The sequence below is a fragment of the Nitrosomonas oligotropha genome, assembly GCF_900106555.1.
GTDB classification, from domain to species: Bacteria; Pseudomonadota; Gammaproteobacteria; order Burkholderiales; family Nitrosomonadaceae; genus Nitrosomonas; species Nitrosomonas oligotropha_A.
Window position 1 is genome coordinate 25,407 of sequence record NZ_FNOE01000014.1, and the last position, 22,989, is coordinate 48,395.

Below are 22,989 nucleotides of genomic sequence, written 5' to 3' on the forward strand. Positions count from 1 at the left end.
TTATTGTCCCGACGGAAATCCGATTTGCCGCCATGCTTCATAAACCACGATGGCGACAGCATTGGATAGATTCAGACTGCGGCTGGTTGCTAACATCGGCACCCGGATGCGTTGTTGCTCCGGAATAGTTTCCATGAGGTGAGCCGGCAAGCCGCAGCTTTCCGAACCAAACAAAAAAACATCCCCGGCGGCATACGCGATTGAGTCGTAGCGCGGCTTCCCCTTCGTAGTGATCGCAAACAAACGCTGTCCTTGCAAATGCTGACTGCATTCCGTCCAATCTTCATGGACTTTAATCGAAGCAAATTCATGGTAGTCCAGACCGGCGCGAATCAATTGTTTATCCTGCAGCGGGAAGCCGAGCGGCTTGACCAAATGGAGCTGTGAGCCGGTATTGGCGCACAAGCGGATGATATTACCCGTATTGGGCGGGATTTCAGGTTGATGCAAAACGATATGAAACATACAGCTATTAGAGTGTATCGATTAGAGTGAAGTAAAAGAACCGGTTTACTTTATTTCCGGCAAGGCTCTGGCAATCACCCAATTACTGATTTCAGCCGCGCCTTGCCGTTGCAATACTTTGGCCAGTTCGTTGAGCGTCGCGCCGGTTGTCATGACATCGTCAACCACCGCCACATGCTTGCCGGATAAATCCATTGTACAGCTAAAAGCTTTGCGGATATTTTTTGGCCGCTCTTTCCACGGCAACCCGGCTTGCGGCAGCGTATGCTTGATACGGCTGCAATCGTCCGGTAACAGGGTAATGCTGGTTTGCTTGGCAATGTAACGGGCGATTTCCATCGCTTGGTTAAAGCCTCGCTCGCGTAACCGGATCGGGTGAAGCGGCATCGGCACGATGACATCAGGCATCGTTTCTACCGCTTCTAGCCGGGCGATGAACAGATGGGCAAGAACCGGTGCGATCGCCAGATTGGCCTGATATTTTAATGCATGAATTAGTGCATCGGCAGGAAAAGTATAGCGCATTGCGGCAATCGTGCGCGTGAATGCGGGCGGCTTTTTCAAGCAAGCGCCGCAGATTTCCCCTGTTGGTACCGGCCACAGGCAAACAGGGCAATGGTGATCAGGCAATTGCGGTAAATCGTGGTAACACGCTACGCAGAAATCCTGAGCGCTGGCGGCGCCGCATAGCAAACAATTTTTCCGGATCCAGGTCGGCATCGCATTTAATCCGTTGTTTAAAAATCGGCGGTGGTAAAATAACTCGCATGAATACAATACTGGGTTCCTAAGGCTATCGGCAATGGGCGCGATCGCTGCAGCATTTAAACAGCACAATAGGTAAATTGATATGAACTTGGATTCACTGACAAGCAACGAAACACAAAACGATCTGGGCGGGATGACCGGAAAATCGCAAGACTCCGTACATTGGAGCGTGGCGGATATTGAATCATTGCTGAATGCGCCGTTTAACGATCTGATCTATCGTGCGCAAAGCGTGCACCGGCAATATCACGATGCCAATGGCGTGCAATTATCGACACTGATTTCCGTAAAAACCGGCGGCTGTCCGGAAGATTGCGGTTACTGTCCGCAAGCCGCGCGCTATCACACCGGCGTTGAGAATCAGGATCTGCTGTCGCTGGACGAAGTGGTCTCTGCCGCCTCTGCCGCCAAAGCCAAAGGCGCGTCGCGCTTTTGTATGGGAGCTGCCTGGCGCGGCCCGAAACAGCGCGATATCGAGAAAATGACCGAAATGGTACGTGCGGTCAAATCACTAGGTATGGAAACCTGTGCCACGCTGGGTTTATTGAAACCCGGACAGGCGCAGCAACTCGGTGAAGCCGGTCTGGATTATTACAACCACAACCTCGATACCGCACCGGAATTTTATGAAGAGATCATCACCACGCGGCAGTATGAGGATCGTTTGAATACCTTGCAGGAAGTGCGTCAAGCGGGCATTAATGTGTGTTGCGGCGGCATTGTCGGCATGGGGGAGACGCGCCGCTCGCGCGCCGGATTGATTGCGCAATTGGCCAATCTGAATCCGTATCCGGAATCGGTGCCGATCAATCATCTGGTGCAGGTCAAGGGCACGCCTCTCTACGGTACGGAAGCGCTCGATCCGCTCGAATTCGTGCGCACCATCGCCGCAGCGCGGATCACCATGCCGAAAGCCATGGTGCGGTTGTCCGCAGGACGGCAGGAAATGTCCGATGCGATTCAAGCGCTGTGCTTCCTGGCTGGTGCCAATTCCATTTTCTACGGCGACAAATTGTTGACGACCGGAAATCCGGAAACCGATCGCGACCGTATGTTATTGGATAAGCTGGGGCTGCACGCGCTGTCGTAGATGTTTGCGGATCTGGCTGAGCAACTACGTATACGCGAACAAAAAGGTCTGCGGCGCACCCGGCAAATCATCGATTCCCCGCAAGCAAGCCATATCACGATTGATGGGCGCGATTATCTGGCATTCAGCAGCAACGATTACCTGGGACTTGCCAATCACCCGGAATTGATCGCATCAGCATGTGACGGCGCCCGGCGCTACGGCGTTGGCGCAGGTGCCTCACACTTGGTCAACGGTCATAGCGCCGCGCATCATGATCTCGAAACAGCGCTGGCGGCATTTGCCGGATTCCCGCAAGCCTTGCTGTTTTCCACCGGCTATATGGCCAATATCGGCATGGTCACGGCGTTAGCCGGGCGCGAAGATGCGATTTTCGCCGACAAACTGAACCATGCCTCGCTAAACGACGCGGCTTTACTGTCGCGCGCGCAATTCATTCGCTATCCACATTGTGATCTGGCAGCGCTGGAACAACGTCTGGCCACAGTCCAAGCGCGGCGCAAGCTGGTCATTTCCGACGCAGTGTTCAGTATGGAAGGTGATATCGCGCCGATCCGGCGATTGATCGCATTGTGCGAACGCTACCATGCATGGCTGTTATTGGATGATGCTCATGGTTTTGGCGTTTTGGGCGAGCAGGGGCGCGGCAGCTTATTTTTGCCGGAGAATACACATTCCCATTCTCATTCGCCGAATCTCGTCTACATGGCGACGCTTGGCAAAGCGGCCGGTGTATCTGGCGCATTCGTCGCGGCGCAGCCGGAAGTGATCGAAACCTTGATTCAGTCCGCGCGCAGCTATATCTACACCACCGCCACACCGTCGTTGCTGGCGTACGCATTGTTGACCAGTGTGCGATTGATCGAACAGGATGAATGGCGGCGCGAGGCGCTGCAACGTAATATTGCGCAACTGAAACAAGGCGTGCGGTCATTGCCGTGGAAGCTGCTGCCGTCCAATACGCCGATTCAACCCTTGTTGACCGGTGACAGCGCTGAAGCCGTACGCATCAGCCAGGCATTACGCGAACACGGTATTTTAGTACCGGCCATTCGTCCGCCCACGGTGCCGCAAGGCGCGGCGCGGCTGCGTATTTCATTATCCGCCGCCCACTGGCCGGAAGATGTGCAACGCCTTACCGATGCTTTGCACGAATTGGCATCGGCATGACATCATTACACATTGAAACCTTTGGGCAAGGCCCTGATCTCGTGCTGCTGCACGGCTGGGCCATGCACAGCGGCATTTGGGGCAGCGTGCGCGATTTATTGGCACAACAGTTTCATGTGCATCTGGTCGATTTGCCCGGGCATGGCTTGAGTCCTGCGAGTGAACCGGGAACACTCGATCATTTGGTTGAGATCGTTGCTGAGATTCTACCCGAGCGTTGCATGCTGGGTGGCTGGTCGCTCGGCGGACAGGTTGCGATGGAACTGGCTTTGCGTGAACCGCAACGAATTGAAAAACTGGCACTGATTGCCACGACCCCATGTTTTGCCAAACGTGGTGATTGGGAATCGGGCATGGAGCACAAATTGCTGCAATTGTTTCTGGAAAACTTGAAACTCAATTACGCCACGACGATCAATCGTTTCTTGACACTGCAAATGAGCGGCGACCGCGATGCGAGCAAAATTCTGCCGCAATTGCGCAAGCACTTTTTTCTGCGTGGCGAACCCGATCCCGATGCATTGGAAAAAGGCTTGCGGATTTTGCAGCACAGCGATTTACGCGAACGGATCGTAACCATCAAACAACCGGTTTTAATCGTGCATGGCGAAAACGACGTGATCACCCATCCGGCAGCGGCCGATTGGATGCACCGGCAATTGCCGCAATCGCAGCAGGTGATGTTTGCGCACTGCGGCCACGCGCCATTTTTATCTTACCCCGAACAATTTGTGGCTCATCTCAATGCATTCCGGACAAATTCTTGACAAGAAACAACTGCGTGCCGCGTTTGAACGCGCTTCGGCCAGTTACGACCATGCGGCGGTGCTGCAACGCGAAATCAGCAACCGTATGCTGGGGCGGCTGGAGTACATCAAATATAAACCCGATGTGATTCTCGATGCCGGTAGCGGCACCGGCTACGGCAGCCAGCAGCTGGCCAAACGCTATCCGAACAGCCAATTGATCGCAGTCGATATCGCCTGGGCAATGCTATCGCATGCGCGGCCCAATACCGCCTGGTGGCAGCGCTTGCTGCCGTTGCAGCAACAACGCAGCGACTATGTCTGCGGCGATATCGAGCAATTGCCGTTCAAGAATGCAAGTGTCGGATTGATCTGGTCGAACCTTGCACTGCAATGGTGCAACGACCTGGATCGCACCTTTGCCGAAATGCACCGCATTCTGTGCGCCGATGGATTGCTGATGTTCAGCACCTTCGGTCCGGATACCTTGAAAGAACTGCGTCAGGCGTTTGCGAAAATTGACGGCTATAATCACGTCAACCGCTTTGCCGACATGCACGACATTGGCGATCTGCTGGTTAACAACCGCTTCTCCACCCCGGTGATGGACATGGAATATATCACCTTGACGTACGACGACGTCATCAGCGTGATGCGCGACCTCAAAGCCATCGGTGCGCACAACGTATTGCAGGGCAGGCAGCAGGGATTGATGGGGAAAAATAAATGGCAGCAAGTCATCGGCGAATACGAAAAACTGCGCCGCGATGGCAAACTGCCCGCCACCTTTGAGGTGGTGTACGGCCACGCTTGGAAGCCGTTCGATCCACGCTCAATGCTGACGCCGGAAACGCGCCGGCAATTGGGTTTACCGCCTTAATATGGCGCGAAGTTACTTCGTTACCGGTACCGATACCGGTGTTGGTAAAACTACTGTCAGTTGCGCGTTGCTGCGTGCGTTTGCCGCGCAAGGGAAAAGAGTCATCGGCATGAAGCCGGTGGTGGCGGGCAGTGAAAACGGAAAATGGCCGGATGTCGAACAACTGATCGCCGCCAGCAATATCAGCGCCGCGCGCGAATACGTCAATCCCTACGCTTTTGATCCCCCCATCTCACCGCATATCGCCGCGCAACAAGCCGGGATCGAAATCGATCTCACCGTCATTCAACGTGCTCACCAAACACTCAGCAATCAGGCGGATATCGTCATCGTCGAAGGTGCGGGTGGATTTTTGGTGCCGGTCAATCAAACGCAGAACGGCGCGGATCTCGTATGCGCATTAAATCTTCCGGTGATTTTGGTGGTGGGTATGCGGCTTGGTTGCTTGAATCATGCTTTACTGACTGCGCAAGCGATCCGCATTTCCGGTTTGCCGTTGGCGGGCTGGGTGGCGAATGGCATCGATTCGCAGATGCTGGCCGCAGCGGAAAATGTGGCGACATTGGAACAGGGACTGGATTGTCCATTGCTGGGAATAATACCGTTTACCAAAAACGGCTATCCGGAAAAAATTCAGTTTTTTGACTGTCTTAAAGCGCTAGGAAGCACTGAATAATAGTCTACGTAAGCGATCTGCTGCATCATGTGGTGCTGAAAAAATTACCTATCACAATGATAGATCTCATTTGCCTTCTCACCATTCGTTTTGTACCTCATCTTATTTGCCAAATTATTCAGTGTTGCTTTAAGCCAATGATTGCTTAAAAAATAATTTTTCTGACCGGTACTTGATTCAATCGTAAAAACGGAGAATACTTAATAGCCGCTTGCGGTCTGTTCAATAGATTTTGACCGTTTCGCTGCAGCAGGAGTATCAGATAAATGCCCTTACTTTTTGAATCAGTAGTGCATTTGGAACAAGATACATGGAGCAATTCACTTTTTCCGGTGTTCTATACTCAAATTCTAATGCCAATGCTGTTGCCAAGGGCTTCTGGATTGGTTCGATCAATAATAAAAAAGGAATATTTTATGTTATACACATTTACTCATTCAGTGATGCGACTAGTTGCTGCTCTGATTGTTAGCGGGGGAGTCAGCTTATCTGCGTATGCTTTTCCAATCGCCGCACCAGGTAGCGAGGGTCTTAAAGTAATTGCGACTGGTGGGGAAATCATCGCAACTTACGAAGGAAATTCCGCTTCATTCAGCAATGATCTTTACTTGGGTTCTACTTTTATTTTTAATAACCACGCTACACCGGTTGGTACCTCGGTAAGCTTGGGAACCTTTGCTGCCGGAACCGAACTCATGTTCCGCATGCACGTCAACGATACTGGCCATGATTTTTTTACCGGTGATGCAAGCCGCAATCCGGATAGCCACGAACATGCGCGTGTTCAATCCGACTGGCTTCCGAACACCACATTGGTCAGTTTTGAAGATTTGTACAATGGGCCTTTTGACTACAACGATTTGAGTTTCTCATTTTCCAATACGATAGCAGCCGTGCCTGAACCGGAAATTTATGCAATGTTCCTGGCCGGGCTTGGACTGGTTGGTTTCTGCGCGCGCCGTAGAAAACAAAATGTCTAATTAATTATTTTTAACAGAGATAACCCCGTTCCAAGTAACGGGGTTATTTTTTACTAGTAGCTGTTCGATCTGTTCGTGTATATTTTTCTGGAATCAAGCTTAGTCACTGTCGCTGCAGTTTTGATGCGGCGTGCAACAAGTGCCGCTGATTATGAATGCGTGCTTGGCTGCATTTCGTGATTTTTGTCTAACACCGGGTGATGATTTATGCCGCAAAATACCCCGCGCAATTGGTCTCAGCAAGTTACCGGAAACAGTAATGCTTTGGATCTCGAACAGGATGTTTTTACCTGGGGTGATCCGCTCAAAATCGCATTGTCGCTGAAGCATTCTGCTGACAACAGCTTGCGACGCAAGGCGGAACCATTTGCGTCGGCGATGGCTATGCTCAATTTCTATATCAACCGGGCGGGGAAGCATTTGCCTGTGCAGCAACGTGAGGTGCTGGAAAAAGCCAAGGATGAGCTGCGCGTGTTGTATGGAAAGCCGCGTCACGGCGGTTAGTTCGCCGCCCCGGCGGCGGCTACGTAGCTTTTTTTGATTCAGCCTGTCACAATCTGCAATTTCTTTTCGCCATCATTTGTTAATCCGATAGCCTTTTTACCTATGAGTTACCTCAACTTAACCGACAATCAATTCAACCCCAAAGGTTTCTGGGATCGGCCGCTGGAAAGTTTGAATCCGCCTGCAGTCCATGAGCTGGCGCTGTTCGATCAGAATGGCTACGACTTGACCGATTTGGAGCAACGTTATGCCGAGGCTAACCTGGCGACCGCCCACGCGCACCGGGAACACCGGCATGCGATCAAGACGCCTTGGTTTACACAGCCGGAACGGGTGGAAGGCGCGGTGCTTAACCACAGTTTGTTATTCGAGCGCAAAGGGTACTGCGGTGAAGCGCTGGAGCAGCTCGAATGCTGGGCGCAAGCCAATCCGCTGATCTATAAAATCATCCGCATGCGCCCCAAGTGGGGACTGGATTTCAGTATGGACTATGCCGATCGCGCGGGCAATGTGTTTGAGGTGCTGCACTGGGAATACGACGGTTTTGATTACGCGGAAGTGGCTGAACGTAAACAGCAGCTGGAAGTTAAATTGGCCGCCACGGATTGGGACGATGCCGCTGCCAGCATTCTGAAACAGAAAGATCAATGGCACCACCTCGATTTCTTCGCGCAAAGCGATTGGAAATGCCATTACTTCGGTATCGTCAAGGAACGCTTTAAGATGGTGATTTGGGAGTAGAAATCTATCGCATCAACGCGCAGAGACCGCTGACTTTTCATAGGGCATTATTTCGTTAACCCGATTCAGTACACGCTTAGGAGAACGTATGTCAGGCCTCAAGGATCCCCGGGTGCTCTTCGCAGCGGAACGCACGCTGCTGGCCTGGAACCGTACCAGCCTTGCTTTGATCGCTTTCGGTTTTTTGGTTGAGCGTGCCGGCCTGCTATTGAGCGCCCTGGCGCCGGATCATGTGCATGCTTCCGGTATGGTGCTGACATTCTGGCTGGGATTTGCTTTCATCTTGCTCGGCGCGGTATCCGCCATTTATTCATCCCGTCAGTATGCGGTATTCCTGAAGACCCTGAATCCGGCGGAATTTCCCGAGGGATACGGAATCCGCTGGGGCATGCTGGTGAACGTCGCTGTGGCTATCTTGGCTCTTGGACTCATTGTCGTGCTTTACATCGGGCGCTTTTGATGTAGCCACTGGGGAACAAAGATGCCGTTTCGGGTCTGGCGATTCCAAAAGCAGTGCTTTTACAAGAAAAGCATATAATTCACTGTCGTTACACAAGGAACCTGAAGGGGTAACCCGCCCCCGTTGTTCAGCTGGTGCAGGCCAGTATTTCTCCGATTTCTAAGGGAGTTCTCAGCGAACATAGATCGATTAGACACCCCCAAAAATAGTACAACTTGCTTATAAAAAAAGTAGCGCTGCCCTATGGTTTAAATATTTACAGCAAATTACTATTCCTGTGCGAAATAGGTTAAAAATAATTTTATAAGTGATTTTCTAGATAATTCTAGTCTTGAAAGGAAAGAAAATGATCAAAAATAATAAATTAGTTAGCACAGTGGCATGCATTCTAGGATTGGCGGTACTGCCATCGGTTGCATCGGCCGGTTTAAGTGACCATACTTTTGCCTGGACAGGTGCTAGTGCAGGCAGCGCGCAGTTGGTGCTGAACGGCAGCACAACGTATACGGCAACCAATCGCGGCTGGGTTGACGAATTGGGTACCAACAATTTTGGCGGCGCGACAGGAAACTATATCGCGGGTACCTGCGGTTCATCCGATTCGTGTTTTGGAAGCGACAGGTTTGCGAATAACTATTTCGCATTCGACGTGCATCGCGCTATTGGAACCACTAGTGCTGTATTGAATTTGTATCAACCGGCGGTTGGAGAAAACGGTGGCGCGAATGGCGGTTTCTTGAGCCAATCGGCTGCATTGTTGTACACCCTGTTCGATGTTTCCGGTAATCCACTAACCGATAGCGGTCTTGGAATTTTTAATGATTTGGCATCCGGTAATTCTTACGGTTCGATTTCAGTGGATTCATCAAGTAACGGCAGTATCGTATCCATTACGCTCAATGCGGCAGCAGTGGCTGCGATCGATGCGGCTTATAACAGCACCGGCACTTTCTTTATTGGCGGTACGGTGAGTCCCGTACCTGAACCCGCAACCTATGGCATGTTGTTAGCAGGTCTGGGTCTGTTGGGATTTATGGTTCGCCGTAAAAATCAAGTAGTTTAATTTTCAATAGGATGCCGCTAGATATATCCGGTGGCATCCATCCAAGGTTCGCCCATTTCGTCGGATGCGCTTAAAACCAATTAAAGCCAACAAAAACCGGAACCATCCCAACAGCAATACCGGCAGTTGCAACCACAAAAACACCCTGATCGGGTGACCCAAAATAGCTGATTCTCTTTGTTTTTCGTGATGTATCAAATGCATCAAGAATATTTTGTTCCAGACTGAACCAATCAAAAGCAATGAACTCATATGTGATTCTGTTTTTCTCGGCTCATCACAAAAGCATATGTTTTACAAAGAAGCGCTCAGTCTCCTCGCCATCGCAGTCACTTTGGCCGCGTTCATTCCATACATCCGGGAAATTTTCCGGGGCTCGATCAAACCGCATATTTTTTCCTGGGTGATCTGGGGTGCGACGACGTTGCTGATTTTTGTGGCGCAATTGCAGGACAAGGGCGGTGCGGGTACGTGGCCGATCGGTGTTTCAGCTGGAATTACCATCGGCATTGCCTATCTGGCCTACTTGAAGCGTGCCGATGTAACGGTCACTCGAGCCGACTGGGTATTTTTTATCGCAGCATTGTCTTCGTTGCCGCTATGGTACTGGACATCCGACCCGGTGTGGGCGGTGGTGCTGCTGACAGCAATCGATGTGATCGGATTCGGGCCCACGGTCAGAAAAGCCTATCAGTTCCCGTACTCGGAATCACTGCAATTTTTTGCATTATTTACGCTGCGTAATGTACTGGTGATGCTGGCGCTGGAAAATCTTTCGGTGACAACCCTGCTATTTCCAGCCGTCATGGCCGTCATGTGCGTATTCTTACTCGTGATGATCTCTTATCGCAGGCGTGTTCTGGCGGTGTAAAGCGCTCATTCCGTGCTTCCTGCGATAGGCTTTTTTTGATTGCACGGCATGACAACCATTTATCGAGTTGCAGTAAACTAGGCCGCTGATTTAAACAATCCCGCATTCCGGTGAAATCAACAGGGACTCAACCATGGCTTACAAAGAATACAAAGTGCTATACGTGACGGAAGGCGGACTGGGAACGATTTTCCTGGGCGCGTCGGGTATTCCGATCAAGCGGCTGGAAATGACGCTGAACAGGGAAGCCGCGGATGGCTGGACGTTGGTGTTCCAGTTTGTCGAGCAGAAGCGGTTTTTGCTGTTTTGGAAACGGGAAGCGGTGATCATCACGCTGGCGCGTTAAGCATTGCCACGCCCATGAAAAGCCAGGAAGCCATCCGGGAAGACGAAGAACGCATCAGGCAACTTGTGCGTGCATTGCCGGATGACAAACGGCTGCAATTTTTCAAACAAGCCGAACAAGAACTGAAAGATCCGGATACTTACGCGGTGCTGAATTATCTTTTTATCGCCGGTCTGCATCATTTCTATCTGGGAAAAGCGCTGCGTGGCACGATCAATCTATGCCTATTTATTACCGGAACAATCATGCTCTTCATCGGTCTTGCCGGTACCGGATTGCTGCTGATTATTGCGATCACGGTGGTTGAACTGAGAGATCTGTTTAATTCGCAAAGCGTGGTTCAGGACTACAATAATGAAGCCATGGAAAAAATCTATCATGCGGTGAGCCAGGATGAATAAATTAACGAATCAGATTCTATCAGGCGCTGTTGTCACGCTACTGCTGGTATGCGCGCACAATGCCAGCGCCGAGAAAATATGGAATTGGCGTTATACAAGCGGCAGCGTTGTCGCCCGAGGAACACTCACGACCGCCGAAACTGCCGATGCGCAAGGCTTCTATCCAATTCTCAGTATTGCCGGACACCGCAATGGTGAACGCATTACCGGTTTGCATCCTACCGGTAAATCGATTCCGGGAAACGAACCGTTTACGCTGGATAATCTGATCCGTATCGACGCGCAGGGACAGATCACGCCGCATGGATTCGGTTTTACCACGGCATCCGGCGGCTATGCCAATACTTTTTATGCCGAATTTCTCGCCACCCCGGTTTATATGGAAGTGTTCATTACACCGGTGAACTACAGCGAGCTGCCAATCAAATTTTCAGCTACGCCCGTGACCGAACCGGAAATCCAGTTGGATGCGCCGGTCGGCGGATCCGAAAAAATGGATGATTAGGGAATTTCGCGCCACATGAAAAAAACGCTTCTGCTCATGTCAATTTTGCTGCTGATGGCTTGCGTGTCGCCCATGCGCAGCGACTTAGATCGTCACCAGAAGAAATGGCGGGAAGCGAATATCACGCACTACCGCTTCGAGCTGAATATGATTTGTTTTTGCACCTTCAGGAAACGTATGCCGTTGCAGATCGAGGTACTGAACGGCCAAGTTGCCGCGATGACAGATAACACGGGCAGGACGATTACGGCGGCAGATGCCGACTATGCTTATTTTTCCCGTTTCGCAACCATCGACCGGCTGTTCTCGGAACTGCAAGCGAGCTTGAACGGCACGGCGGATCAAATCGCGGCGGCTTATCATCCGAGCTATGGCTTTCCAACCCGGATCAATATCGACCGCATCAAAAAGGCCGCGGACGACGAGCTGGGGTTAGCGGTGTCGGCGTTTGAACGGTTGCCTTAACCGCAAGATCTATCCTATTCTAGTTGGCGATGTCGCCGGTTTGATTGGCCCAGCCGCTGGCTTGTATTTTAATGCCGGTGAATTCATCGAGACTCAGGAAACCCAATCCGGCGAGTATGGATTGAATTGCAACGCCGTTGCCCTGTTCGTCCGCTTCGACCAATTTCAATGCTTGGCCCAAACGTCCTTCGCGTTTCATCAAAGCCAGGCACATATCGTCGGAAATACCCAGTTTGTTGACAATCTGCTGAATTTCGATGCCGAGTAATTCGTCCAGCAGCGACAAAATGCCGACAATAAAGGCGCGTTCATGGTGATTTTTATCGTGCGGGCGCTCCACGGCTGCGATCAATTCCATCAATTTGCCGCGCTCCACCGCTGTTTGCATGCGCGCGCTGGGAATGCCATCTTCCGACTTGCCTGTGGTGTACAGCAGCAGTTGTATCCATTTCAGCAATTGCTCGCGTCCCATTAATGTGATGGCGTGCTTGATGGAATTGATTTTGCGCGGCAAATCGCCCGCCACGGAATTGACCATGCGCATCAGGTTATAACTGAGTCCCGGCTGGCGTTTGAATTCCTTTTCAATTTCTTCGTGATCGAGATTATCCGTCACCAAAGTCAATAATCGAAGCAGCGACAATTTCCCTGGGTCCGTGCGTTTGACCGACATCACTTCAGGTTTGGCGAAATAGTAGCCCTGAAACATCTGGAATCCCAATTGCTTACAGCGTATTTCCTGCTCCCGGCTTTCCACTTTCAGCGCCAGCAGCAAAACCGGCCAGCGTTTCAATGCGGTGACCAGTTTTTCCAGTTCATCCGCTCCAAGCGCCAGCACATCGACTTTGACGACGCTGACGATCGGCAGTAATTGCTCGATTTTGCTGTCGATGGCGACGATATTATCCAGCGCGAATTGATAGCCTTTTTGTTTCAAGTCGTTGCATTGCTGTAGAAATTCCACCGTGATCTGTTCCGGTACCCTGACTTCCAGCACCACATGCTTGCTCGGCAACAGGCTGATGATGTCGCTCATGATCAGATCGAGATCCGCATTGATAAAACCGCGCTGCTGCCCGAGCACATTCTGAATGCCGAAACGGCCATAAGCGTTGACGATCACGTTGGCCGACGCGGATAAATCGTCGGTGACTTTGGCTGCTTCCTGGGTTTCCTCCTGCCGGAACAGCAACTCGTACGCGACTAAGTTCTGATTGCGATCCAGAATAGGTTGCCGGCCAAGAAAATAACTTTCCATTGATTCCTCCGCGTTGATCGATGAACGCAACTGCTTGTTCGGGTAAATGAAGCTGGAATATACGGTAGGGTGACGGTAGCCTAAAGCGGGAACAAACGGGGTTTTCCGTTCAGCGGGAGATTTGGTTGAGAATGTTCCGCAGCTTTTGGAGAATGAGCGCATCACGATCTTCATTTTTTAATTCAATATTGTATGATCTCAAAATTCTTAATTTAATTAGTTGTCATCAGTTAATCCTTCTCGTGAATACTCAAAATATCCAAGATAGTTTTGACTGCCATCGTGCAATGCCAGAAGTTTCGTTAAGTGAATATGTGCGTTGTCGCAAAATTGAACTCGGTGAATGGGTTATGACAAGGCGGCGAATTTATCTGGATAAGTGTTTCTGGATTTGTTTACGTGATACTCGTATTGGACGAATAAATGACCCAGTTGCTCATAAATTGCTTGATGGATTTCTACGAGGTGTGTGTCAGGATCGATTGATTTGCCCGATAAGTGATGTACTTTTCTTGGAGCTACTAAAGCAAACTGATCTTCAAACCCGACTTGCAACAGCTGAGCTCATCGATGAGCTTAGTCGTGGTGTCACTCTTATACCGCATCAAGAACGTGTCGCGGCGGAGATTACTCATTTCTTATACGCTCAGAGTGGATATACAGTACATGACTTAGAGTTACTCACGTGGTCGAAAGTCAGCTATATATTGGGTATTCAATAATATCCTGTGATAGCTGCATTCCCTGCTGAAGAGCAGCTTGTTATTCAGAAAGCATTTTTTGATCACATGTGGGAGATCTCGCTCTCAAAAATGGTTGAAATACTAAGTAATGCCTTATTTCCAGATGCGCCGTATTCAGGAGATTTCGCTGCACGCCTCAACGAAAGTAATGCGAGGCATACGATGGGAAATGAGAAGTTTCGAGCAAGTCTATAAGGATGAAATCTACGGTGTACTGGAGATTGCTGCGCCTATTGCTCGTGATGTCTTTGAAGGCATGCTTTTAAAATCAACTGGTCAAACTATCGAACACTCAACGAATGAACGTGAGTCAAAAATTCAAGCTACCCACAACTTGCTATGTGCAGCCATATCAAAGCAATCTGTGAGACGGGCATTAAGGACTCTTCACATAGGTGCGCTTTTGCACGCTGCTGTTCGATGGAATCGAACACAAAAGATCGTTGTGAACGATTTGTACGATTTTCACCATGCTGAAGCTGCATTGGGTTACTGTGTGTGTTTTTCACTGATAAACCTATGCAATCTCTTCTCGAACAGCATCATCTTTCAATAAAGGAAGATTTTTCTTGTCAGATTACTTCATCACGTCAAGTTGCTGCCGCATTGGTGCACGATGACTAATCTCTAAACAGTATCGGTAGTTAAGGAAAAGTCAGCATCAAAATTTCACGAGAAATGTAATCAATACATTACCTCTGATGATCCGTAGATTCGTAACTATTTTTCCTTAGCTACTCAACATTATTTTTTATTTTATATTTCAGAATTAACTATTTAAGAGAATTGGTATCAATTATAGACAAAGGGCTGCTGCTGTTCTGCACGGTGTGGGCGGGGCTATTGATCGCGCTGAACTATACGTTGGGCATTGAAAGTAGCATGATCAAAGGGATGGATTCGCGCTGGCAGCAGTGTGCCGCGCTGTTTTTGGTGTATTGCAGCGCGTTTGTCATTCCGTATGGTTTTGCGGTGGTATTCCGCAGACATCTGATCGCGGCCACGCCGCTATTTTGGTTGCTGCTGCTGATCGCACCGGCTTTGTTTGCGGTTAAGGCGAGTGCGGTCAATCCACTGGAAAATCAAATCGATGGGGTGTGGGGGAGTTATTGGACGATCGTCACGACGCTGCCTTTTAAGTTGCTGGTCGTGCTAGTGCCGTTGATCGTGTTACAGCGGTGGTTTCCAGAGCAGCCGGGTTTCTGGGGGCTGACGCTGTGCAATGTGCGCTGGCGGCCGTACGGTTTGATGCTGTTGATGATGGTACCGCTGATTGCGTATGCCGGGACGCAGCCGGATTTTCTCGCGGCCTATCCGCGCTTAAAGCAGATCGCTTTCATCGCGCCGCACACGGAGCATTTCGGCTGGTTTCAGTTGTTGTACGAAGTCAGTTACGGCATTGATTTCGTCACGATCGAGCTGTTCTTCCGTGGTTTCCTGATTTTTGCGTTTGCCCGCTATGCCGGACCGGCGGCGATTCTGCCGATGGCGGTTTTTTATTGCAGCGTCCATTTCGGTAAACCGCTGCTCGAGTGCATTTCTTCGTTCTTCGGCGGTTTGATTTTGGGCGTCGTCGCGTATCAAACCCGCTCCATCGCCGGTGGTCTGGCGGTGCATCTGGGCATCGCGTGGATGATGGAGGTCAGCGCTTATGCCGGGAATGTAAGGAGCGGATAGATTGCGCGTTACGGGTTGCGGGTTTTGAAGCGATCGGTGGTGCGGATCAGCGCGGCTTGTATGCCCGGTTCCCACACCGAATGCCCGGCGTCGTCGATGATGATGTACTCCGCTTGCGGCCAGGCGTGATGCAGATCGTCCGCGCTGACGATTGGGCACACGGCGTCGTAGCGGCCTTGTACGATGGTGGCGGGGATGTTGTGCAGTTTGTGCACGTTATTCAGTAACGAGTTTTCCGGCAGGAAGATATTGTGCATGAAGTAATGCGCTTCCATGCGCGCCAGTCCGAGCGCCACGGTGTCGCTGGCAAAGTAGCGGACTGTCGCCGGATTGGGCAATAACGTCGAGCACGAGCCTTCATAGGTACTCCAGGTGCGTGCCGCAGGCATGTGGATAGCCGGATCCGGGTTCATCAGGCGTTGATGGTAAGCGGAGAGTATATCGTTGCGCTCCGTATCGGATAGCGGTGCAACTAATTCACGCCATGCTTCCGGGAACAAATTGCGCAATCCGTACAGAAACCAATCGATTTCCTGTTTGCGGCAGAGAAAAATGCCGCGCAGGATGAAGCCCAGACAACGTTCCGGATGTGCTTCGCCATACGCCAGCGCCAGTGTGCTGCCCCACGAGCCGCCAAATACCAGCCAGCGGTCAATGCCCAGATGCTGGCGCAGTGATTCCAAGTCGTTGATTAGATGCGGTGTTGTGTTGTCTTGTGTTTCACCCAGCGGTGTTGAACGCCCCGCGCCCCTTTGATCGTATATGACTATGCGGTAATATGCCGGATCGAAGAAGCGCCGGTGCGCCGGTGTCGATCCCGCGCCCGGGCCGCCATGAAGAAATACCACTGGTGTGCCGGAGGGATTGCCGGATTCCTCCCAGTACATGGTGTGGATATTATCCAAGGCTAATGTGCTTTGCCGGTAGGGTTGAATTTCAGGGTAAAGCGCCGCAGGTGAATGATGGTTCATGATATGGGTACAAATGCCGATAATTAATTGGGTTTAAGAAAGATAGAAAAGAGTGGCAAAGATCACAGAGTTCAGGTCTTAAATGAATTATAGTTCTGCTATATTGCTCGACAGGCTATCTACTGTATCAATGTTAAAAGGAATATCATATGCCTAATACTATCCTGAGAGAACAAGAAGTTTCCATGTTGCGCGAAGAAATGGAAATATTGATGAATGAACGTCAATGCCTGCTGGATGCGACTGGCGCCGCGGCTGTGTTTGTGGCCAAGATGGACAGTACTTTATTGCCGGATTCGGTCTGCCAGGCAGCCAAAATCCTGTCCAGTTCGTTAAACAATTTACCAGAAGAAACCTTACGGGATGCGCTGGAGAGGGTGAAGTCAGAGTTTGCAGTTCGTGTATGAACAGAAAAAAGCATTAGCCGTACCGAAGGTTGGACTTGTTCTGACCGGTGGTGGAGCGCGCGCCGCCTATCAAGTGGGTGTGTTGCGCGCAATCGCCGAATTATTACCTGATAAGACGCGTAACCCGTTTCCGATTATTTGTGGCACCTCCGCGGGCGCTATCAATGCTGCTAGTATTGCCGTTTCCGCCCACAATTTTGCCGAAGGTGTCGGACGGCTGGAAGAAGTATGGTCGAATTTTCATGTCGATCAGATTTACCGGTCGGATCTCATGGGTGTTATTCATAACACTTTGCGCTGTATGCTCTCCTTGGTATCGAGTGAATACGGCCAGCATAATCCCATTTCTCTGCTGGATAATGCGCCACTGGAAGCTTTACTGAAGAACCGTTTTTCTTTCCGTACCATTCAACACTGTATCCGCTCCGGCTCGCTGCATGCACTGGGATTGACTGCCTGGGGATATACATCAGGTCAATCGGTGACCTTCTATCAGGCGGCAAGAGAAGTGTTGCCGTGGAAACGAGCGCAAAGACTGGGTCTTCCGGTCGAGATAGGGGTTGAGCATTTGATGGCTTCTTCATCGATACCGTTTATTTTTCCCGCGGTCAAATTGAATCGTGAGTATTTTGGCGATGGCTCCATGCGTCAGATGGCGCCGATTAGCCCTGCGCTTCATCTGGGCGCCGATAAAGTATTGATCATCGGCGTGCGTAAACCAGTAACCGACGAGCCCAAACGTATCAGCGCATCAGGTTATCCGCCTTTTGCACAGATTGCCGGACATGCGTTGAACAGCATCTTTGTCGACAGCCTGGATGTGGATCTGGAGCGTTTGCTACGCATTAATGAAACACTGAAACTGATTCCGCCCGAGGCGTTTAAAGCGAATAACATATCGCTGCGTCCCATCGAAGCAATGATGATTGCCCCGAGCGAGGGAATCAACGAAATTGCCCAGAAATATGCGCATACGCTGCCGTGGATCATGCGCTATCTATACCGTGCCATCGGCGCCATGGGGCCGAATGGTTCGACTTTACTCAGCTACGTATTATTTGAGGTGCCTTTCTGCCGGGATTTAATCGAGTTGGGTTATAACGATACCATGCAACAGAAAAATGAACTTTTGAAGTTTATTGGAGTTCAAGAGAAGGTATAGCGCATACGGGCGTCACGTTTTTTTGCATTAAAATTTTTGTCAGGAAAAATAAATGGCTTTTGATAGTCCGCAATTTTGGCTTGCTGTATTACAAATCATTGCGATTGATATTGTACTGGGCGGCGACAATGCCGTTGTGATCGCGCTGGCTTGTCGGCGTTTGCCCGAGCAACAGCGCAAATTGGGTATTTTCTGGGGTGTGTTTGGCGCAATCTTATTGCGCGTGGTGATGATCTTTTTTGCTTTGAGTCTGTTGACCATGCCCTATTTAAAGATTGTAGGCGCGGTTTTGCTGGTTTGGATTGGTATTAAATTGCTGCAACCGGAGCCGGAGGGTGCGCATGAAATTGATGCCAGCACGACGTTAGTCGGTGCGATTAAAACGATTATTGTGGCGGATGCAGTGATGAGTTTGGACAATGTCATCGCCATCGCAGGCGCGGCCAAGGATGACATCGGTTTGGTCATTTTCGGCTTGGTCGTCAGCGTGCCGATCATCGTATGGGGCAGTCAAATGGTGATGAAGGTGATGGATCGATATCCGGTTACGATCGCGATTGGCGCGGGATTGTTGGGATGGATTGCTGGCGATATGGCGGTTACCGATGTCGTCACTAAGGAATGGGTCAGTACGCAGGCGAAGTATCTTCAGTGGATTGCGCCGGCTTCCGTAGCGCTTCTGGTTATTGCGGCCGGCAAATTGCTGGCGGCCCGGAAACCGTTTAAACCCGAGCCATTGGAAGATTTGGCCAATGAAAAAATTCCCAAATAGTCATTCACGTATAAAAGTTTGAGAGATTGATCATGCTAAAAATTTTATTACCTGTCGATGGTTCTGATTATGCCAATAAAGCAATAACCGGCTTCATTGCTTTATTGGACTGGTATAAGGAAAAACCGGAACTGCATTTGCTGAATGTGCAATATCCGCTGCGCGGCAATGCGGCATTGTTCATTAACCAGACGGATATTAAGCAATATCACCAAGAGGAAGGCCAAAAAGAATTGCAAAGCACGTGCACTTTGCTCGATCAGGCGGGCGTTGCTTATCAATATCACATTGTGGTGGGTGATCCGGCCGAAATGATTGTCCGGTTTGCTAGTGAGAAGCAATATGATCAGATTGTGATGGGGCCGCGCGGAGCGGGCGGTATCCAAGGTTTGTTACTGGGCTCGGTAAGCAGCAAAGTGATGCAGTTGGCAAAAACTCCCGTGTTATTGATTAAGTAATGAATTTCCGGGGCGAGTCTTTTGAAGCTAAGGATCTTGGGGTGTAGCGGAGGGATAGGAAGCGGCGAACAAACCACTGCGATGTTGCTGGACGACGATGTGCTAATCGACGCGGGAACAGGTGTGGGTAATTTGAGTTTGTCCGAGATGATCAAAATTGATCATATTCTTGTTACGCATGCACATTTGGATCATGTTGCATTTATTCCATTTCTGGTGGATACCGTCGGTTCAATCCGCAACAAACCGATAACAATTCATGCCATCCAGCCCACGCTGGATACGTTGCGGGAGCATTTGTTTAACTGGCATCTGTGGCCAGATTTTACAAAAATTCCCAATGACATTTCCCCTTATATGCGTTACGAAACATTGTCGTTGGGAGATACCATTCTTCTCGATGGCCGTGCGATTACGCCACTGCCCGCCCATCACACCGTTCCTACAGTCGGCTTTCAGTTGGACTCGGGGTTAGCCAGTCTTGTTTTTTCCGGTGATACAACTACTAATGATGCCTTCTGGGTAGCCGTTAATAAGATTGTAAATTTGCAGTATTTGATCATTGAATGCGCCTTCTGCAATCAGAACAGGGATATCGCGATCAGATCACGGCATTTTTGCCCCAGCTTGCTGGCGGAAGAATTAGAGAAATTGGAACGGAACGTGGAAATATTTATTACGCACCTGAAACCCGGTGAAGCTGATGTCATCATGGAAGAAATAGATCAGTGCATTGGAAAATATAATCCGCGTCGCCTTGAGAACAATCAATTATTCGAATTTTAGGAAGTGAGGCTATGAGTACAGTCGCGATGATTCAACCACAAAAGAATAATGCAAATAACAATAACGAATCAGCTTTTTCCAAAAATCTGCAGGTTATTATCAACAAGATATACGCTGCGAATGGTGTTGAAGAAATCATGCTGGAAACTAGCAAGGATATTTGCGCATTACTCAACGCGGACCGGTTTACCATTTACTCACTGAATGAAGATAAATCTTCTTTTGTTTCGAGGGTTAAAACTGGATTTGATTCTTTTCAGGATTTGAAACTGCCGGTAACGGAAAACAGTATTATCGGTCTTGCCGCTTTACAAAAGAAAGTGGTCAATATTGCGGATGTATACGATAAAAGTGAGTTAAAAAAATTTAATCCGCTACTGGTTTTTTCCAACGAAGTGGATAAACGCACGGGTTATCGAACCAAACAGATGCTGGCGGTGCCGATTCTGAACGCTGATAGCCGGGAATTGATGGGCGTGGTTCAGGTGATTAATAATAGATCGAACGAATCATTCACCACCGCGATCATGGAAGGGGTCGTGGAAATTTGCCGCGTTCTTGCCATTGCTTTTAAGCAGCGCCAGAAGTCCTCTCAATTGTTGAAATCAAAATATGATTATCTGATTCTCGATGCAATTATTTCCGCCCCTGAACTGGAACTGGCCACACGCTCAGCGCGGAAAAAAGGCTGCGATCTGGAAGATGTGCTGGTTGACGAATTCCGCATGAGTTTGCCGCTTATCGGCAAGGCACTGGCTTCTTTCTTTCAGGTTAAGTACGAGCCTTTTAGAACGGATAGGATTAAACCGGCTGATCTGCTTAAGAATTTAAAAAAAGATTATATTGAAAGCAATGCTTTGCTACCGATTGATGAAACAAAAGATGGCCTGATACTACTAACGCTCGATCCTGAACGGGTTAAGTCGCAGCGTATTGCCAATACCATTTTCCCAAAGCATAAGATCGTTTACACGGTTACTACGCAAAGAGAATTTAATGCTACGGTCGAACAATTTTATGGTGGCAGCCAGGATGAGATCGGTACCGGCGACATCAATGAAATGCTTACCAATCTCGGGACTGAAGACATCGAAGAGACAGCAGGTGAGATAGAAGAATCTTCCGCGGCGACTGACAACGAGCTGGTCAAGCTCGTCAATAAAATCATTATTGATGCCTATAAAATGGGGGTATCGGATATTCATATCGAACCCTACTCAGGGAAAGAAAAAACCAAAGTACGCTTCCGTAAGGATGGTTCATTGATGCCTTATATCGAGGTTCCAGCAGGTTATCGTAACTCTATGATCACACGTATAAAAATTATGTGCGATATGGATATCTCTGAAAAGCGCAAACCACAGGATGGCAAGATTAAATTCAGGAAATTTGCGCCACTGGATATCGAATTGCGTGTTGCGACTATTCCTTCAGCCGGTGGTTTGGAAGACGTCGTGATGCGTATTCTGGCTGCCGGTGAACCCATTCCACTGGAGAAAATGGGCTTTACCGAGCACAATCTGGAGGAGTTGAAGAAAATTATCAGCAAACCGTACGGGTTGTTTTTTGTATGCGGCCCGACAGGTTCGGGTAAAACAACCACGCTGCATTCGGTATTGAAATATCTCAATCGCGACGATACCAAGATTTGGACTGCGGAAGATCCAGTTGAGATTACACAAAGAGGATTGCGTCAGGTGCAAATCAACGTCAAAGCGGGATTAACTTTCCCAGCCATCATGCGCTCTTTTCTGCGGGCCGATCCGGATATCATCATGGTGGGTGAAATGCGCGACAAGGAAACCACCAGTATCGGTATCGAAGCTTCACTAACCGGGCACTTGGTTTTGGCGACATTGCATACCAACAGCGCACCGGAATCGGTCATTCGGCTGCTAGATATGGGCATGGATCCGTTCAACTTTTCCGATGCTTTGCTTGGCGTATTGGCGCAACGGTTAGCGAAGCGCTTATGCAAGAATTGTAAAGAATCGTATGTAGCCAGCGAACATGAAGTCGATACATTATTAGCCGAGTATTGCGCCGAGCTCAGAAATATCGACCGTTTCAAAGCCGATCCCGATGCTGCACTTCGTGAAATACGCGCACAATGGATCCAACAATATGGAGATGATCAAGGTCAAATTACCTTGTACAAAGCGGCTGGTTGTGATGATTGTGTTGGTACCGGTTATTCCGGCCGGGTTGGATTGCACGAATTGATGACGGCTACCGATGCACTGAAAAAGAATATCCAAGAGCGTGCTCGTGTGGCGGATATGCTGGTGACGGCCTTGGGTGATGGTATGCGGACATTGAAGCAAGACGGCATTGAAAAAGTGCTACAGGGCGTTACGGATATTCATCAGGTGCGAGTGGTGTGTATTAAGTAAACGTACCTGATTTGAATGCAATGTAGTGTTTGATTGCTATGCATAAATTGTGACCAAAAATGTCACATTTTGACTTAATTTAGTAATGGTTGCTGTCGCAGGAATTTGATGAAATGAGGGGTATTTCAGACTGAAAAATATAAGATAGAATTAACGGCTACAAATGAGTAGTTCATCTAACATAGAAAAGGCGCGATACCCTTTGGGTATCGCGCCTTATACGTTGAATTC

28 protein-coding genes are annotated in these 22,989 nt (G+C 49.5%); 24 read left to right on the forward strand and 4 right to left on the reverse strand.

Going from position 1 to position 22,989, the window contains the following annotated elements:
- Entirely contained in the window at window positions 1–465 is a 465-nt protein-coding gene (gene trmL / locus BLU57_RS09000) for a tRNA (uridine(34)/cytosine(34)/5-carboxymethylaminomethyluridine(34)-2'-O)-methyltransferase TrmL (protein WP_090319474.1), read from the reverse strand.
- Between the two features lie 45 nt (window positions 466–510).
- Entirely contained in the window at window positions 511–1,185 is a 675-nt protein-coding gene (locus tag BLU57_RS09005; protein ID WP_090319477.1) for a ComF family protein, read from the reverse strand.
- Window positions 1,186–1,366: 181 nt separating this feature from the next.
- Between BLU57_RS09005 and bioB the strand changes: the two genes are divergently transcribed.
- The 15 genes from bioB to BLU57_RS09080 all read left to right on the forward strand — a co-directional run bounded on the left by bioB (window position 1,367) and on the right by BLU57_RS09080 (window position 12,131).
- Complete coding sequence (gene bioB / locus BLU57_RS09010; protein WP_256206158.1) at window positions 1,367–2,323, forward strand: biotin synthase BioB; 957 nt, start codon at window positions 1,367–1,369, stop codon at window positions 2,321–2,323.
- A complete protein-coding gene (bioF, locus tag BLU57_RS09015) occupies window positions 2,324–3,493 on the forward strand; it encodes an 8-amino-7-oxononanoate synthase (protein WP_090319483.1) in 1,170 nt (389 codons plus the stop codon). It abuts the gene before it with no gap.
- Window positions 3,490–4,260 carry a pimeloyl-ACP methyl ester esterase BioH gene (gene bioH / locus BLU57_RS09020; RefSeq protein WP_090319486.1) on the forward strand — a complete coding sequence of 257 codons (771 nt, stop codon included), beginning with the start codon at window positions 3,490–3,492 and terminating at the stop codon, window positions 4,258–4,260. The genes bioF and bioH overlap by 4 nt, the downstream gene beginning before the upstream one ends.
- Window positions 4,238–5,119: a malonyl-ACP O-methyltransferase BioC gene (gene bioC / locus BLU57_RS09025; RefSeq protein WP_090319489.1), complete on the forward strand. Its 882-nt coding sequence runs from the start codon at window positions 4,238–4,240 to the stop codon at window positions 5,117–5,119. Before bioH ends, bioC begins: the two co-directional genes overlap by 23 nt.
- 1 nt (window position 5,120) lies before the next feature.
- Window positions 5,121–5,795 (forward strand): dethiobiotin synthase, encoded by a 675-nt coding sequence (bioD, locus tag BLU57_RS09030; protein WP_090319491.1) that lies wholly within the window; start codon window positions 5,121–5,123, stop codon window positions 5,793–5,795.
- A 296-nt stretch (window positions 5,796–6,091) separates the two neighbouring features.
- Complete coding sequence (locus BLU57_RS09035; RefSeq protein WP_256334391.1) at window positions 6,092–6,775, forward strand: PEP-CTERM sorting domain-containing protein; 684 nt, start codon at window positions 6,092–6,094, stop codon at window positions 6,773–6,775.
- 207 nt (window positions 6,776–6,982) lie between these two features.
- Window positions 6,983–7,279, forward strand: a complete 297-nt coding sequence (locus BLU57_RS09040) for a DUF3175 domain-containing protein (RefSeq protein WP_090319496.1) — start codon at window positions 6,983–6,985, stop codon at window positions 7,277–7,279.
- A gap of 102 nt (window positions 7,280–7,381) precedes the next feature.
- Window positions 7,382–8,020, forward strand: a complete 639-nt coding sequence (locus BLU57_RS09045; RefSeq protein ID WP_090319499.1) for a hypothetical protein — start codon at window positions 7,382–7,384, stop codon at window positions 8,018–8,020.
- A gap of 88 nt (window positions 8,021–8,108) precedes the next feature.
- On the forward strand, window positions 8,109–8,480 hold the full coding sequence (locus BLU57_RS09050) for a YidH family protein (protein ID WP_090319502.1): 372 nt from the start codon (window positions 8,109–8,111) through the stop codon (window positions 8,478–8,480).
- Between the two features lie 346 nt (window positions 8,481–8,826).
- A complete protein-coding gene (locus BLU57_RS09055) occupies window positions 8,827–9,543 on the forward strand; it encodes a PEP-CTERM sorting domain-containing protein (protein WP_090319505.1) in 717 nt (238 codons plus the stop codon).
- A gap of 289 nt (window positions 9,544–9,832) precedes the next feature.
- Entirely contained in the window at window positions 9,833–10,414 is a 582-nt protein-coding gene (locus BLU57_RS09060) for a hypothetical protein (RefSeq protein ID WP_090319508.1), read from the forward strand.
- 133 nt (window positions 10,415–10,547) lie between these two features.
- A complete protein-coding gene (locus tag BLU57_RS09065; RefSeq protein WP_090319510.1) occupies window positions 10,548–10,760 on the forward strand; it encodes a DUF4177 domain-containing protein in 213 nt (70 codons plus the stop codon).
- Window positions 10,721–11,161 (forward strand): TM2 domain-containing protein, encoded by a 441-nt coding sequence (locus tag BLU57_RS09070; RefSeq protein WP_256206150.1) that lies wholly within the window; start codon window positions 10,721–10,723, stop codon window positions 11,159–11,161. Before BLU57_RS09065 ends, BLU57_RS09070 begins: the two co-directional genes overlap by 40 nt.
- The gene (locus BLU57_RS09075; protein ID WP_090319516.1) at window positions 11,154–11,666 is read left to right on the forward strand and encodes a hypothetical protein; all 513 of its coding nucleotides are present in this window, start codon (window positions 11,154–11,156) and stop codon (window positions 11,664–11,666) included. Before BLU57_RS09070 ends, BLU57_RS09075 begins: the two co-directional genes overlap by 8 nt.
- A 15-nt stretch (window positions 11,667–11,681) precedes the next feature.
- Window positions 11,682–12,131, forward strand: coding sequence for a DUF6174 domain-containing protein (locus tag BLU57_RS09080; protein ID WP_090319519.1), 450 nt, complete (start codon window positions 11,682–11,684; stop codon window positions 12,129–12,131).
- A gap of 19 nt (window positions 12,132–12,150) precedes the next feature.
- Here the strand turns inward: BLU57_RS09080 and BLU57_RS09085 are convergent, their stop codons facing one another.
- Window positions 12,151–13,389 (reverse strand): EAL and HDOD domain-containing protein, encoded by a 1,239-nt coding sequence (locus BLU57_RS09085; RefSeq protein WP_090319627.1) that lies wholly within the window; start codon window positions 13,387–13,389, stop codon window positions 12,151–12,153.
- A 152-nt stretch (window positions 13,390–13,541) separates the two neighbouring features.
- Between BLU57_RS09085 and BLU57_RS09090 the strand changes: the two genes are divergently transcribed.
- From BLU57_RS09090 to BLU57_RS09100, 3 genes are all read left to right on the forward strand, one after another.
- Complete coding sequence (locus BLU57_RS09090; RefSeq protein ID WP_090319522.1) at window positions 13,542–14,111, forward strand: hypothetical protein; 570 nt, start codon at window positions 13,542–13,544, stop codon at window positions 14,109–14,111.
- 109 nt (window positions 14,112–14,220) lie between these two features.
- Window positions 14,221–14,688 (forward strand): hypothetical protein, encoded by a 468-nt coding sequence (locus BLU57_RS09095; protein ID WP_090319525.1) that lies wholly within the window; start codon window positions 14,221–14,223, stop codon window positions 14,686–14,688.
- Window positions 14,689–14,918: 230 nt separating this feature from the next.
- Entirely contained in the window at window positions 14,919–15,809 is an 891-nt protein-coding gene (locus tag BLU57_RS09100; RefSeq protein WP_256206151.1) for a CPBP family intramembrane glutamic endopeptidase, read from the forward strand.
- A gap of 8 nt (window positions 15,810–15,817) precedes the next feature.
- Here BLU57_RS09100 and pip read toward each other — a convergent pair whose 3' ends face one another.
- Window positions 15,818–16,780: a prolyl aminopeptidase gene (gene pip / locus BLU57_RS09105; protein ID WP_090319529.1), complete on the reverse strand. Its 963-nt coding sequence runs from the start codon at window positions 16,778–16,780 to the stop codon at window positions 15,818–15,820.
- 149 nt (window positions 16,781–16,929) lie between these two features.
- On the opposite strand from pip, the gene BLU57_RS09110 reads away from it, so the two are divergent.
- Genes BLU57_RS09110 through BLU57_RS09135 form a run of 6 tightly spaced genes read left to right on the forward strand, consistent with a single transcriptional unit; the run spans window position 16,930 to window position 22,758 of the window.
- Entirely contained in the window at window positions 16,930–17,187 is a 258-nt protein-coding gene (locus BLU57_RS09110) for a hypothetical protein (protein ID WP_090319530.1), read from the forward strand.
- Entirely contained in the window at window positions 17,180–18,349 is a 1,170-nt protein-coding gene (locus tag BLU57_RS09115) for a patatin-like phospholipase family protein (RefSeq protein WP_090319534.1), read from the forward strand. Before BLU57_RS09110 ends, BLU57_RS09115 begins: the two co-directional genes overlap by 8 nt.
- A gap of 52 nt (window positions 18,350–18,401) precedes the next feature.
- Window positions 18,402–19,121, forward strand: coding sequence for a TerC family protein (locus BLU57_RS09120; protein WP_090319538.1), 720 nt, complete (start codon window positions 18,402–18,404; stop codon window positions 19,119–19,121).
- 32 nt (window positions 19,122–19,153) lie between these two features.
- Complete coding sequence (locus tag BLU57_RS09125; protein ID WP_090319541.1) at window positions 19,154–19,579, forward strand: universal stress protein; 426 nt, start codon at window positions 19,154–19,156, stop codon at window positions 19,577–19,579.
- A 21-nt stretch (window positions 19,580–19,600) separates the two neighbouring features.
- Window positions 19,601–20,365 (forward strand): 3',5'-cyclic-nucleotide phosphodiesterase, encoded by a 765-nt coding sequence (locus BLU57_RS09130; RefSeq protein WP_090319544.1) that lies wholly within the window; start codon window positions 19,601–19,603, stop codon window positions 20,363–20,365.
- Window positions 20,366–20,376: 11 nt separating this feature from the next.
- The gene (locus BLU57_RS09135) at window positions 20,377–22,758 is read left to right on the forward strand and encodes a GspE/PulE family protein (RefSeq protein WP_090319547.1); all 2,382 of its coding nucleotides are present in this window, start codon (window positions 20,377–20,379) and stop codon (window positions 22,756–22,758) included.
- Window positions 22,759–22,989 lie beyond the last annotated feature (231 nt).